Source organism: Vibrio sp. V43_P6S15P86 (genome assembly GCF_009904725.1).
GTDB lineage: Bacteria > Pseudomonadota > Gammaproteobacteria > Enterobacterales > Vibrionaceae > Vibrio > Vibrio diabolicus.
This window is the reverse complement of the sequence record NZ_WXWT01000179.1, coordinates 1-12,714: the sequence shown is the minus strand read 5'-3', so window position 1 is coordinate 12,714 and position 12,714 is coordinate 1. Positions and strand designations below refer to the sequence as shown.

15 protein-coding genes are annotated in these 12,714 nt (G+C 44.5%); 14 read left to right on the top strand and 1 reads right to left on the bottom strand.

What is annotated here, in order from left to right:
* Positions 1-278: 278 nt before the first annotated feature.
* A complete protein-coding gene (gene rluC, locus CAG69_RS07925; protein ID WP_053808939.1) occupies positions 279-1,223 on the top strand; it encodes a 23S rRNA pseudouridine(955/2504/2580) synthase RluC in 945 nt (314 codons plus the stop codon).
* A 59-nt stretch (positions 1,224-1,282) separates the two neighbouring features.
* Here rluC and CAG69_RS07920 read toward each other — a convergent pair whose 3' ends face one another.
* Complete coding sequence (locus CAG69_RS07920) at positions 1,283-1,864, bottom strand: Maf family protein (RefSeq protein WP_005396976.1); 582 nt, start codon at positions 1,862-1,864, stop codon at positions 1,283-1,285.
* A 149-nt stretch (positions 1,865-2,013) separates the two neighbouring features.
* On the opposite strand from CAG69_RS07920, the gene yceD reads away from it, so the two are divergent.
* From yceD to CAG69_RS07855, 13 genes are all read left to right on the top strand, one after another.
* Positions 2,014-2,538, top strand: a complete 525-nt coding sequence (gene yceD, locus CAG69_RS07915; protein ID WP_161443582.1) for a 23S rRNA accumulation protein YceD — start codon at positions 2,014-2,016, stop codon at positions 2,536-2,538.
* Positions 2,539-2,597: 59 nt separating this feature from the next.
* A complete protein-coding gene (gene rpmF, locus CAG69_RS07910) occupies positions 2,598-2,768 on the top strand; it encodes a 50S ribosomal protein L32 (RefSeq protein WP_005396978.1) in 171 nt (56 codons plus the stop codon).
* A 10-nt stretch (positions 2,769-2,778) separates the two neighbouring features.
* The gene (gene plsX / locus CAG69_RS07905; protein WP_012841590.1) at positions 2,779-3,804 is read left to right on the top strand and encodes a phosphate acyltransferase PlsX; all 1,026 of its coding nucleotides are present in this window, start codon (positions 2,779-2,781) and stop codon (positions 3,802-3,804) included.
* A 5-nt stretch (positions 3,805-3,809) separates the two neighbouring features.
* Positions 3,810-4,760, top strand: a complete 951-nt coding sequence (locus tag CAG69_RS07900; protein ID WP_005396980.1) for a beta-ketoacyl-ACP synthase III — start codon at positions 3,810-3,812, stop codon at positions 4,758-4,760.
* Between the two features lie 76 nt (positions 4,761-4,836).
* Positions 4,837-5,760, top strand: coding sequence for an ACP S-malonyltransferase (gene fabD / locus CAG69_RS07895; RefSeq protein ID WP_012841591.1), 924 nt, complete (start codon positions 4,837-4,839; stop codon positions 5,758-5,760).
* Positions 5,761-5,806: 46 nt separating this feature from the next.
* Complete coding sequence (fabG, locus tag CAG69_RS07890; RefSeq protein WP_031780596.1) at positions 5,807-6,541, top strand: 3-oxoacyl-ACP reductase FabG; 735 nt, start codon at positions 5,807-5,809, stop codon at positions 6,539-6,541.
* Between the two features lie 246 nt (positions 6,542-6,787).
* Positions 6,788-7,021: an acyl carrier protein gene (acpP, locus tag CAG69_RS07885; protein ID WP_004406112.1), complete on the top strand. Its 234-nt coding sequence runs from the start codon at positions 6,788-6,790 to the stop codon at positions 7,019-7,021.
* Between the two features lie 93 nt (positions 7,022-7,114).
* Positions 7,115-8,365, top strand: a complete 1,251-nt coding sequence (gene fabF / locus CAG69_RS07880; RefSeq protein ID WP_005396984.1) for a beta-ketoacyl-ACP synthase II — start codon at positions 7,115-7,117, stop codon at positions 8,363-8,365.
* A gap of 107 nt (positions 8,366-8,472) precedes the next feature.
* The gene (pabC, locus tag CAG69_RS07875) at positions 8,473-9,288 is read left to right on the top strand and encodes an aminodeoxychorismate lyase (protein ID WP_161443580.1); all 816 of its coding nucleotides are present in this window, start codon (positions 8,473-8,475) and stop codon (positions 9,286-9,288) included.
* Positions 9,285-10,301 carry an endolytic transglycosylase MltG gene (mltG, locus tag CAG69_RS07870; RefSeq protein WP_161443578.1) on the top strand — a complete coding sequence of 339 codons (1,017 nt, stop codon included), beginning with the start codon at positions 9,285-9,287 and terminating at the stop codon, positions 10,299-10,301. The genes pabC and mltG overlap by 4 nt, the downstream gene beginning before the upstream one ends.
* A complete protein-coding gene (gene tmk / locus CAG69_RS07865; protein WP_031780597.1) occupies positions 10,298-10,930 on the top strand; it encodes a dTMP kinase in 633 nt (210 codons plus the stop codon). The genes mltG and tmk overlap by 4 nt, the downstream gene beginning before the upstream one ends.
* A 27-nt stretch (positions 10,931-10,957) precedes the next feature.
* Positions 10,958-11,920 carry a DNA polymerase III subunit delta' gene (locus CAG69_RS07860; protein ID WP_161443576.1) on the top strand — a complete coding sequence of 321 codons (963 nt, stop codon included), beginning with the start codon at positions 10,958-10,960 and terminating at the stop codon, positions 11,918-11,920.
* On the top strand, positions 11,911-12,678 hold the full coding sequence (locus CAG69_RS07855) for a TatD family hydrolase (RefSeq protein ID WP_005396993.1): 768 nt from the start codon (positions 11,911-11,913) through the stop codon (positions 12,676-12,678). The genes CAG69_RS07860 and CAG69_RS07855 overlap by 10 nt, the downstream gene beginning before the upstream one ends.
* Positions 12,679-12,714: the final 36 nt, after the last annotated feature.

Genomic DNA, 12,714 nt, shown 5'->3' with positions numbered 1-12,714 from the left:
GAACTATAGCAGTGCGCGTGGCTATCAGCAATCTGCTTTCACGCAAACGATAGAAAATTTGCCGCTAAACTCAAAATTTCTAATTTATAACTGGCTGTTTCATAAGCAATTGAGATGTGCAAACTGTTCAAGACAGAAAACAAATTGAGAACTTGATTGAGAGTTTTAATAATTTAAACAAAAGCTTGGCGAAATTTAGACCAGTATGTGCCACCAAGTGTTTCTTTTACGACAAGAATAATGTGAAGTCGCACGAAATTGAGTTTACAATACGGCCCATGAACGAAATAAGAACAAAAGTCCAGTTCGTCGACATTGACGAAGATATGGCGGGTCAGCGCATTGATAATTTTTTGCGCAACCAATTAAAAGACATCCCTAAAAGCATGATTTACCGAATCGTGCGTAAGGGCGAAGTACGTGTAAATAAAAAGCGTATAAAAGCAGAGTACAAGTTAAAAGCAGGCGATCTCGTTCGTATTCCACCGGTGACAGTCGAGAAAAAAGATGACGATGTCGCGCCAAGTACGAAACTAAACAAAGTCGCAGAGTTGGAAGATATGATCATCTTCGAAGATGATCATATGTTAATTCTAAACAAACCATCTGGCACCGCTGTGCATGGTGGCAGTGGCTTAAAGTTTGGCGCGATTGAAGCGCTTAGAGCTCTTCGTCCTCAAGCTCGCTTTCTTGAACTTGTGCATCGTATTGACCGTGATACTTCAGGTATCTTGCTGGTTGCTAAGAAGCGTTCTGCACTTCGTCACTTGCAAGCCCAGTTTCGTGAAAAGACAGTGAAGAAGTTTTACTTAGCTCTTGTCATGGGACAATGGAAAAGCAGTTGTAAGGTTGTGAACGCGCCACTGCTTAAAAACGAAGTGAACAGTATTGTTCGTGTTAACCCTAACGGTAAGCCGTCTGAAACGCGTTTTAAGATTTTGGAAAAGTTTGAACAAGCAACATTGATTCAAGCGAGTCCGATTACTGGTCGAACTCACCAAATCCGAGTTCATACACAATATACGGGCCACCCAATTGCTTGGGATGATCGCTACGGTGACCGTCGCTTTGATGCTTACACAGGTCAAGTTGGTTTAGACCGTTTGTTCCTACACGCGGCAAACATCAAGTTCCAACACCCATCAAATGATGAGTGGATGGAAATCAACGCACCGATGGAACCGAAGCTAGAAAAAGTGTTGGCGGGTTTAAGAAACGCGTAACCATGTTTTCCTCGTGGACACGAAAAGGGAGCCTGTGGTTCCCTTTTATAGTATTTGGATCAAAGGACATCGAGTCCTTGAACATGCAACATATCAATCAAATCAATCAATGGTAGTCCGACAAGTGTGTTCGGGTCTTTCCCCACCAATTTGTTAAACAAACAAATTCCCATTCCTTCGCTTTTAAAGCTGCCTGCGCAGTAAAAAGGTTCTTCCCTGTCGACGTAGCGTTCGATTTGTTCAAGCGTCAAATCTCTAAAGTGTACTTCGAAAGAATCAAAGCCGACTTCTGTATGGTTTGTGACTGTGTTATGTACCGCAAGACCGGTATAGAAAGTGATGACTTTTCCACTTTGAGACAAAAGTTGATTTATTGCGTTGTCTCTATTTAAAGGCTTGCCAACGATTTCACCATTAATGACACAAACCTGGTCACTGCCGATAACTAAACTTGCTTTATCCGTCTGGCAAGATGTTGCTTTCTCTTGGGCCAATCTTTGCACCAGTTCAAGAGGCGTTTCCTGGTCAAACGGTGTTTCATCGCAATCAGGTGATAAACAAATGAACGGTAGTGAAAGCTTTTCAAGCAGTTGTTTACGAAAAGGGGAGGTTGAGGCTAAAACCAGTTGGTAATTTTTCATTTTGAATTACAATTCGTGGGAGCATTTCCGATAGGATAATCGATCAAAAATGATTCTGGCTAATGCTCTGTATGTTAAGCGTAAAAAAGTACAACTTTTTTGCCTTTTTCTTTGACTAATTTTGATTTGGAAGATAATATTCGCGCCCTATGCAAAAGGTAAAAATACCGCGAACGGTTGACCCAGCAAAAGCTGCACAGAAACGATTGGATTACGATGGCATCATCCAAGCTAGTCTTTTCAAGCGCTTAGCGGAAACAACTGAAGGCGTAAAACGCGACGCAGAAGTCTCATTGTCATTTGGGATGGATGAACAGCGACTCGTTGTTATCTCTGGTAAAGCTAACATCGAAGTCGATTTAGAGTGTCAGCGTTGTAATGAGGTATTCGCACATGAGTGCAAAGTTGAATTCCTTTCTACTCCTTACTACGGTGAGAAAACAGAACAGGAAGCACCAGAAATTTATGATTTGGTAGATCTAAATGAATATGGTGAATTAGACCTCATACAACTTGTTGAAGACGAGTTCATCTTAGCATTACCTCAAATTGCGATGCACGATGAAGCGGATTGTAGCGTTGATTCAAATAACATGGTTTTTGGTGAGATTCCTGAAGAAATTGAGGAAGAAAAACCGAATCCATTCGACGTTTTGAAAAGTCTGAAAAAGTAATAGGTGTGGTAGCCGATTCTTCTTCAGGTTTTTAACCCAATAGTATAGGAGTAGGGTCAATGGCCGTACAGAAAAACCGTAAAACTCGTTCTAAGCGCGGTATGCGTCGTTCACACGATGCGCTAACTACAGCTGCTCTATCTGTAGACGCGACTTCTGGTGAAACTCACCTACGCCACAACGTAACTGCTGAAGGTTACTACCGTGGTCAAAAGGTTATCAACAAGTAAGGTTGAACCTTTGCAAAGTATTACCGTTGCACTTGATGCAATGGGCGGGGATTTCGGTCCACGCGTAACAGTGCCTGCCGCCGTGCAGGCACTGTCTCATTTCCCAGAGCTAAAAGTGATTCTTATTGGTGATCAATCTCTGATCACGTCTCAATTATCTCAACTCGGTACCTCGACCAGTTCCCGCTTGACTATTCTTCACAGCGAGAAAGTTATCTCGAACTCAGAAAAACCTTCATTGGCGTTGCGTAATAGCCAAAATAGTTCTATGCGTATGGCTATCGATTTGGTTTCTGAGCAGAAGGCGGATGCTTGTGTTAGTGGTGGCAACACCGGTGCATTAATGGCACTATCGCGTTTCATTCTTAAGTTACTTCCTGGTATTGAACGTCCTGCTTTAGTTTCAGCTTTACCGACGATTACTGGAAAGCGTACTTGGATGCTAGATCTAGGTGCGAATGTATCGTGCGATGCTGATAGTTTGTTCCAATTTGCTGTAATGGGCAGTGCATTAGCAGAAGAACACTTAGGTTGTCCTCCTCGCGTTGCTGTACTCAATATTGGCGCAGAAGAGATTAAAGGTAACGATTTAGTCAAACGTTGCGCAGAAATGCTTTCTCAGACCGACGCGATTAACTTTGTTGGTTATATTGAAGGTAATCAAATTTTGCATGATGTTGCAGACGTCATTGTATGTGATGGGTTTGTCGGCAACGTATGCTTAAAAGCCAGTGAGGGAACAGCTCAACTTTTTATCGAAAAAATTAAAACCAGTATGATGGCGTCAACGATAAAGGGTTGGATTGCTAGAAAGTTGTTTTCTCGGCTATTTAATGAACTAAAAACACTGAACCCCGACCAGTATAACGGCGCAAGTTTGCTAGGATTGCGCGGCATTGTCATAAAAAGCCATGGAAGTGCGGATGTATCTGCGATTGTCAATGCACTTGGCGAGGCAGTACACGAGGTCAAACGACAAGTACCAAGCCGTATTAGCGATCGTTTGGAAGCGGTTTTACTCGAGAGGCATTATTAGTCTTCATGTATAGCAAAATTTTAGGTACTGGCAGCTACCTGCCATCTCAGGTGCGTACAAACGCAGATCTAGAGAAAATGGTAGATACAAGTGATGAGTGGATCGTTGCTCGCACGGGTATTAAAGAGCGTCGAATTGCTGCAGAAAATGAGACTGTAGCGGACATGGCATTCTACGCAGCTGAAAACGCTATCGATATGGCGGGTATTGATAAAAACGATATCGACCTGATTATCGTAGCCACAACGAGCAGTAGCCATACTTTCCCTTCATCTGCGTGTCAGGTGCAGGCAAAGCTTGGCATTAAAGGTTGTCCAGCTTTTGACTTAGCCGCTGCTTGTTCTGGTTTTGTGTACGCATTATCTGTTGCAGACCAACATATTAAATCGGGTATGTGTAAAAACGTACTTGTTATTGGTTCAGATGCTTTGTCTAAAACGTGTGATCCGACAGACCGTTCAACCATTATTCTATTTGGTGATGGTGCTGGAGCCGTTGTCGTAGGCGCTAGCCAAGAGCCAGGTATTATTTCTACCCACATATACTCGGATGGTCAATTCGGTGAGCTACTAAGCCTACCTGTACCTGAGCGTGGTCAAGATGCTGACAAATGGCTTCATATGGCAGGTAACGAAGTATTCAAAGTCGCTGTCACTCAGTTATCGAAACTAGTAAAAGATACGCTTGAAGCCAACAACATGCATAAGTCTGAACTAGACTGGCTAGTACCGCATCAAGCGAACTATCGAATTATTTCGGCAACAGCGAAAAAGCTTTCAATGTCTTTGGACCAAGTCGTGGTGACACTAGACCGACACGGGAATACTTCTGCGGCGACAGTACCGTCTGCGCTGGATGAAGCTGTGCGCGATGGTCGCATTAAACGCGGGCAGACTTTATTGCTAGAGGCGTTTGGTGGCGGTTTCACTTGGGGCTCTGCTCTGGTGAAGTTTTAAGTTTCACGAGAATTCAAAAATTTAAGGTGCACTTGGTGCATCTTATTTCTTTTTACTTTGCTTAAAGGAAAACAACATGAGCAAGTTTGCTATCGTATTTCCAGGTCAAGGTTCTCAAGCTGTAGGTATGCTTGCAGAACTAGGCGAACAATATGACGTAGTAAAACAAACATTTGCAGAAGCATCTGACGCACTAGGTTACGATCTATGGGCGCTTGTTCAAAATGGACCTGCAGAAGATTTAAACGAGACTTTCCGCACTCAACCAGCTTTGCTAGCTTCATCTGTTGCAATCTGGCGTGTATGGCAGGAGCTTGGTTTAGAGCAACCAGCAAACCTAGCCGGTCACAGCCTAGGTGAGTATTCAGCACTTGTATGTGCGGGTGTGATTGACTTTAAAGAAGCAATCAAGCTGGTTGAATTACGCGGTAAGCTAATGCAAGAGGCGGTACCAGCAGGTACTGGCGCTATGTACGCGATTATCGGTTTGGCTGATGATGCGATTGCAAAAGCGTGTGAAGACGCAGCGCAAGGTGAAGTGGTCTCTCCAGTAAACTTTAACTCGCCTGGTCAGGTAGTTATCGCGGGTAGCAAAGACGCAGTAGAGCGTGCGGGAGCGCTATGTAAAGAAGCTGGTGCGAAACGTGCGCTTCCTCTTCCTGTTTCAGTTCCATCACACTGTGCGCTTATGAAGCCAGCAGCGGAAAAACTTGCAGTAGCTCTTGAGTCTATCGAATTTAACTCACCACAGCTGCCAGTTATCAACAACGTTGATGTGGTTGCTGAGACAGATCCTGCAAAAATCAAAGATGCGCTTGTTCGTCAGCTACATAGCCCAGTTCGCTGGACTGAAACAGTCGAGCTTATGCACGAGCAAGGGGTAGAACAGCTTCTTGAGCTTGGTCCTGGTAAGGTTTTAACAGGTCTAACAAAACGTATCGTGAAAACGCTAACTGCAGCAGCAGTGAATGATGTTGCGTCGCTAGACGCGGCGAAGTAATCCATCAAGCGATAAAACTTGCGATAAGAAAAGGAAACACAACATGATGAATCTAGAAGGTAAGATCGCGCTAGTTACCGGCGCAAGCCGTGGTATTGGCCGCGCGATCGCGGAACTTCTTGTAGAGCGCGGTGCGACGGTTATCGGTACGGCTACTTCTGAAAGTGGAGCGGCTGCTATCAGCGAGTATCTTGGTGATAACGGTAAAGGTCTAGCTCTTAACGTGACCGATGTCGAGTCTATCGAAGCGACACTAAAAACGATCAACGAAGAATTTGGTGTGATCGATATTCTGGTGAATAACGCTGGTATTACTCGTGATAACCTATTGATGCGTATGAAAGATGATGAGTGGAACGACATCATCGATACCAACCTAACGCCTATCTACCGCATGTCTAAAGCGGTTTTACGCGGCATGATGAAAAAACGTGCGGGTCGTATCATCAACGTAGGCTCTGTTGTTGGTACCATGGGTAACGCAGGTCAAACTAACTACGCAGCAGCGAAAGCGGGCGTGATTGGTTTTACTAAATCAATGGCTCGTGAAGTTGCGTCTCGTGGTGTAACAGTGAACACTGTTGCCCCTGGTTTCATCGAAACTGACATGACGAAGGCACTAAATGATGAGCAACGTGCGGCAACGTTGTCGAACGTGCCAGCTGGTCGTTTAGGTGACCCACGTGAAATTGCATCAGCAGTAGTTTTCCTTGCTTCTCCTGAAGCAGCGTACATTACTGGTGAAACTTTGCATGTAAATGGTGGCATGTACATGGTTTAATGAGACAGTTTGTGCAAAATAAGCTATTTTACATTGTGAAAAATAGCCTATAGTTGCAGTTAACTGTCATGAACTTGTCATGCTTATGCGCAAGATTTGTGCATGATTTAAGTCAAAAATGTATTGAAATTCGGTTAAATTCGCTAATTTTGTGGTTTGACCAGCAAGGACCCCCTTGCAACTTTCAATAGTTCGAATAAACTACGGAATCATCGCATTAGGCGAAATCTGTAAAGGAAAAGAAAAATGAGCAACATCGAAGAACGCGTAAAGAAAATCATTGTTGAACAGCTAGGTGTAGACGAAGCAGAAGTTAAAAACGAAGCTTCTTTCGTTGACGATCTAGGTGCTGATTCTCTAGACACTGTAGAACTAGTTATGGCTCTAGAAGAGGAATTCGACACTGAGATTCCTGACGAAGAAGCTGAGAAGATCACTACTGTTCAAGCTGCAATCGACTACGTAAACAGCGCTCAGTAATTAGCTCTCCCAGGCGGTCTCCTAGACCGCCTGTGTTCTTTCTAACTTCTTCTATCCTCTCATAGAAATATTCAATTCCCGGAGAATTATATCGTGTCCAAGCGTCGTGTAGTTGTCACTGGCATGGGTATGTTGTCACCGGTAGGCAACACAGTAGAATCATCTTGGAAAGCCCTGCTAGAAGGTCAAAGTGGTATCGTGAATATCGAGCACTTTGATGCTACGAACTTCTCAACTCGTTTTGCAGGTCTTGTTAAAGATTTCGATTGCACAGAGTACATGTCTAAAAAAGATGCTCGTAAGATGGATCTTTTCATCCAGTACGGCATTGCAGCGGGTATTCAAGCTCTTGATAACTCTGGCTTACAAATTACCGAAGAAAATGCGGCTCGAGTTGGTGTTGCTATCGGCTCAGGCATTGGCGGTCTAGATCTGATCGAAACAGGTCACACTGCATTAGTAGAAAAAGGCCCTCGCAAAGTTAGCCCATTTTTTGTTCCTTCGACCATCGTAAATATGGTTGCAGGTAACCTATCTATCATGCGTGGTCTTCGTGGTCCAAATATCGCGATTTCTACAGCATGTACTACTGGCCTACATAACATCGGTCATGCTGCACGAATGATTGCGTACGGCGATGCAGATGCGATGGTTGCTGGTGGCGCAGAAAAAGCGTCTACGCCTCTTGGCATGGCTGGCTTCGGTGCAGCTAAAGCGCTATCTACTCGTAACGACGAACCTCAAAAAGCGTCTCGTCCATGGGATAAAGGCCGTGATGGCTTCGTTCTAGGCGATGGTGCTGGCATGATGGTGCTTGAAGAGTACGAACACGCGAAAGCACGTGGCGCGAAGATTTACGCAGAACTGGTTGGTTTTGGTATGTCTGGCGATGCTTACCACATGACTTCTCCAAGCGAAGATGGCTCTGGTGGTGCACTTGCGATGGAAGCGGCAATGCGTGACGCGAACATCACAGGCACCCAAGTAGGTTATGTGAATGCTCACGGTACATCTACTCCTGCTGGCGACGTTGCAGAAATCAAGGGCGTGAAACGTGCTCTTGGTGAAGAAGGTGCGAAGCAAGTACTTGTATCATCAACTAAGTCTATGACTGGTCACCTATTAGGTGCAGCAGGCTCTGTTGAAGCAATTATCACGGTTATGTCTTTGGTTGACCAAATCGTTCCACCAACGATTAACCTTGATGATCCAGAAGAAGGTCTAGACATCGACCTTGTGCCACACACTGCGCGCAAAGTTGAAGGTATGGAATACGCTATCTGTAACTCGTTTGGCTTTGGTGGTACAAACGGTTCTTTGATCTTCAAAAAGTTCGCTGAGTAACACTATCTAACCTTATTTAGATAAGCGAAACTTGTATTCTAACGGCTCGATGCTTAGCATTGAGCCGTTTTGTTTTATTTGTTGTCTGCTAATTTGAAGGTACGCGAATGTTTTGGGTAAATGGAGTTCCACAAACGCATGTAGAACTGGGTGATCGCGCATTCCAATACGGCGATGGAGGTTTTACCACCATCCTGACCCAAAACGGAGAGTTGCTTTACTGGCAAGAACACATTGAGCGTATGAAGTCCTGCCTTGACGCATTGAAGATCTCTTCCCCTGACTGGCAAGTTGTGCATGATTGGGCAAGCAAAGCGGCTTTATCTGACGCACAAGCGGGGGTGAAAATTCACGTTAGCCGTGGTATTGGTGGGCGAGGGTATAGTCCTAATGGGATTGAAGGCCCTATTGTGACGATCTCCAATTTTGCGTTTCCTTCTCATTACTCTTCTTGGCAAGAAAAAGGCGTGGATTTGGGCGTTTGTGAGACTCGTCTCGGGATCCAACCTTTACTTGCTGGACACAAGCACAACAACCGTTTAGAGCAGATTCTCGCCAAGGCTGAAATCGACGATACCGAGTTTGCAGATGCAATAACGTTAAATGTGCAAAACCATGTCATTGAAACTACAATGGCCAACCTTTTTTGGGTTAAAGGTAATAAAGTATTTACACCGGATCTGACCTTATCTGGCGTTGCGGGCGTAATGCGTCGTAAGGTGCTTGAGTTACTAAAAGTAAGTCATATTGAAGTCATCGAAGGGCGTTTTATACTTCCAGATTTGCTGAGCGCAGACGAGGCTTTCATGTGTAACTCAATATTAGGTGTCGCACCAATTCGCAGCATAGTGGCATCTAACTCTAAGACTATATTTCCGATAGGAAAATTGACTCAACGACTGCAAGGGAATTTAACTACGTGATTAAAAAACTGTTGGCTTTTGTTGTGCTGATCGCAGTGATAGGCGCAGCAGCTGTTTTTTATATAATTTCACAGGCTAAACAATACGTTGAAAAGCCTATTCTATTGGAACAACCTCAGCTGTTTACTGTAGAAAGTGGTACAAGCTTTCATCATGTCATGCGTGCCTTAGTTGAAGATGAGGTAATTGAAACGTCGGAGTACATCCGTTTAATACCTCACTTATATCCAGAACTGTTGCAAGTGCGAGCGGGTACTTATCAACTAGAGCCTGGTATGTCGCTTTCGCAAGCATTGGAGCACCTGAATACCGGAAAAGAATACCAGTTTGCGATCACTTTTGTTGAAGGCAGCCGCTTTTCTGAGTGGGTAGAGCAATTGAAAAGTGCTCCTTATTTAGAGCATGATTTAACCGATCTTTCAGAAAAAGACATGGCTGCGAAGCTTGGAATTGAGAGAGAAAAGCTAGAAGGGTTGTTTTTAGCAGAAACCTACCATTACACAGCGGGTGCGAGTGAAAGCCAGTTGTTAAAACGAGCGCATCGAAAACTCAATAAAATACTGGATGCTAGCTGGGAAGCTCGTCAAGAAAAGCTGCCATTGCAAGACAAATATGAAGCCTTGATTCTGGCGTCTATCATCGAGAAAGAGACGGCCATTGACTCTGAGCGTGAGCGCGTCGCTTCTGTGTTTATCAACCGATTGAACAAACGCATGCGGTTACAAACGGATCCGACGGTTATTTATGGTATGGGTGATGCTTACGACGGAAATATTCGTAAGAAAGATTTGCGCACGCCGACACCATATAACACCTATACCATCAATGGCTTACCTCCAACCCCAATCGCGATGGCAGGTGAAGCCTCTATTGAAGCGGCTTTGAATCCAGAAAGCAGTAACTATTTATATTTCGTAGCAAGTGGAAAGGGCGGACACGTATTTTCGAAATCCCTTGCAGAGCACAATCGTGCTGTTCGAGCCTATTTAAGAGAACTAAGAAAGAACAAATGATGAAAGCAAACTTTATTGTCGTTGAAGGCCTAGAAGGCGCGGGTAAAAGCACTGCGATTAAAACCGTTTTAGATACGCTAAAAGCGGCAGGTATTGAAAATATCGTAAATACTCGTGAGCCAGGAGGCACGCCGCTAGCAGAAAAGATGCGCGCTCTGGTGAAAGAAGAGCATGAAGGCGAAGAACTTAAAGACATGACGGAGTTGCTTCTTCTATATGCTGCACGTGTCCAGTTGGTTGAGAACGTGATCAAACCAGCTTTGGCGAACGGTCAGTGGGTGGTGGGTGACCGCCACGATATGTCGTCGCAGGCTTATCAAGGTGGTGGCCGTCAGATTGACGCGTCGCTAATGAAAAACCTTCGAGACACAACGCTTGGTGATTTTAAACCTGCTTTCACTCTCTATATGGATATCGACCCTCGCGTTGGGCTTGAGCGTGCGCGTGGGCGTGGTGAGCTCGATCGTATCGAGAAGATGGATATCAGCTTCTTTGAACGTACACGAGAGCGTTATTTGGAGATTGCTCATGCTGATCCTTCTATCATTATCATTAACGCTGAGCAGGCGATCGAAGACGTGTCGCGTGATATTCGGGACGCTCTTAACGAGTGGTTAGCTCGTCAATAATAAGTGAAACTTAAATTTAGGTGACTCATGTTAAATGATTATCCATGGTTGCAGCCAGTATGGGATAACCTCAAATTAGGGCTAGAGTCGGACAGAATACCAGGTGCGCTTTTATTGCAAAGCGAGCAAGGCTTAGGCATCGAAAAACTTATCGAGTTTTTTAGCCAAGCACTTCTTTGCCAAAATTACGTCAGTGAAGCGTGCGGTTTTTGCCATAGCTGTCAATTAAATCAATCACAAAACCATCCAGATTTACACTGGATCAAACCAGAAAAAGAAGGAAAAGCGATAACGGTGGACCAAGTTCGAGCTTGCAACCGTCTTGCTCAGGAATCATCACAGCTTAATGGTTATCGCCTATTTGTTATAGAGCCAGCGGACTCTATGAATGAATCGGCATCGAATGCATTGTTAAAAACGCTAGAAGAGCCCGGGGCAAAGTGCTTGTTTTTGCTCGTTACCCACAATCAGGAGCGCCTGCTTCCAACGATTCGTAGCCGTTGCCAACACTGGGTTGTTGCGCCGCCGTCAACGGAACAAGCGATGCAATGGATGCGCGAACAAGGGGCGCAGCAAGTTCCTGCTTACGCCTTAAAACTGAATATGGGCTCTCCGATAAAAACATTGGATGCGTTAAATAATGGCGATCTCGATGCTTACTTGGCTTTTGAGCGCACTTTTATTAAGGCGATGTCTTCTTCTACCTCAGACATTTCTGAGTGTGCTTCTTTAATGGCTAAACACTCGGAACAATCACTAGACTGGGCGTGGTATTTACTGACAGATACTCAGAAAGCGCAGTTTGGTGTATCAGAAGCACAAATGCTTCCTGGCGCTATAAAGTTTCAGCCGAACAACTACAACGGTTTGTACTCATCAGCGAAGGCGCTGATGGACCTCAAAGCTCAGGTGCAAGCCTTTCCTGGTCTAAACCTTGAGCTACTATCAATGAACTGGTTAATTGAATCACGAGAGGCATTATGTTCGTAGATTCTCATTGTCATTTAGACAAATTGAATTACGACGATCTCCACATTAATGTGGAAGACGTTATTAACAAAGCTAAACAAGCAAAGGTAACCGAGCTGCTTTCTGTGGGAGTCACGCTGGATTCTTTCCCTAAAATGATGGAAATGATTGAGCCTTATGAGAATGTTTATGCTTCGTGCGGTGTACACCCACTTGATGTTGAAAGCGACTTTTCGATGGACGTGCTGCGTCACCACGCATCGAATGAAAAAGTCGTTGCCATTGGTGAAACAGGCTTGGATTATCATTATAAGCCAGAAACGGCAGCGTTACAGAAAGAGCGTTTTGAGCAACACGTTGATCTTGCGGTGGAGCTTAACAAACCTTTAATTATCCATACCAGAAACGCACGTGCGGATACTCTAGATATTTTGCGTAAGGGTGGGGCGGAGAAATGTGGTGGTGTTATCCACTGTTTTACAGAAGATCTTCCATTTGCTGAAGCTGCACTTGAGCTGGGGTTTTATATTTCTATCTCGGGGATTGTCACTTTCCGTCAAGCTACAGAGTTGAAAGAAGTGGTGAAGACTCTACCTCTAGAGAAGCTTCTCATTGAGACAGATTCTCCTTACTTGGCTCCAGTCCCTCACCGAGGTAAAGAGAATCAACCTGCTTATGTTGTCGAGGTGGCTTCTTATATTGCGCAACTCAAATCGTGCTCTCTTTCTGAAGTGGCACAAAAAACCACCGAAAATTTCCGAAATCTTTTTTTGCGATGAAAAATCAATAAGAGCATAAAAAAGGAGCGTATGCTC

Coding starts and splice junctions, on each gene's coding strand:
- rluC (WP_053808939.1), top strand. CDS start 279: ATGAACGAAATAAGAACAAAAGTCCAGTTCGTCGACATTGACGAAGAT.
- CAG69_RS07920 (WP_005396976.1), bottom strand. CDS start 1,864: ATGAAAAATTACCAACTGGTTTTAGCCTCAACCTCCCCTTTTCGTAAA.
- yceD (WP_161443582.1), top strand. CDS start 2,014: ATGCAAAAGGTAAAAATACCGCGAACGGTTGACCCAGCAAAAGCTGCA.
- rpmF (WP_005396978.1), top strand. CDS start 2,598: ATGGCCGTACAGAAAAACCGTAAAACTCGTTCTAAGCGCGGTATGCGT.
- CAG69_RS07900 (WP_005396980.1), top strand. CDS start 3,810: ATGTATAGCAAAATTTTAGGTACTGGCAGCTACCTGCCATCTCAGGTG.
- fabD (WP_012841591.1), top strand. CDS start 4,837: ATGAGCAAGTTTGCTATCGTATTTCCAGGTCAAGGTTCTCAAGCTGTA.
- fabG (WP_031780596.1), top strand. CDS start 5,807: ATGAATCTAGAAGGTAAGATCGCGCTAGTTACCGGCGCAAGCCGTGGT.
- acpP (WP_004406112.1), top strand. CDS start 6,788: ATGAGCAACATCGAAGAACGCGTAAAGAAAATCATTGTTGAACAGCTA.
- pabC (WP_161443580.1), top strand. CDS start 8,473: ATGTTTTGGGTAAATGGAGTTCCACAAACGCATGTAGAACTGGGTGAT.
- tmk (WP_031780597.1), top strand. CDS start 10,298: ATGATGAAAGCAAACTTTATTGTCGTTGAAGGCCTAGAAGGCGCGGGT.
- CAG69_RS07860 (WP_161443576.1), top strand. CDS start 10,958: ATGTTAAATGATTATCCATGGTTGCAGCCAGTATGGGATAACCTCAAA.
- CAG69_RS07855 (WP_005396993.1), top strand. CDS start 11,911: ATGTTCGTAGATTCTCATTGTCATTTAGACAAATTGAATTACGACGAT.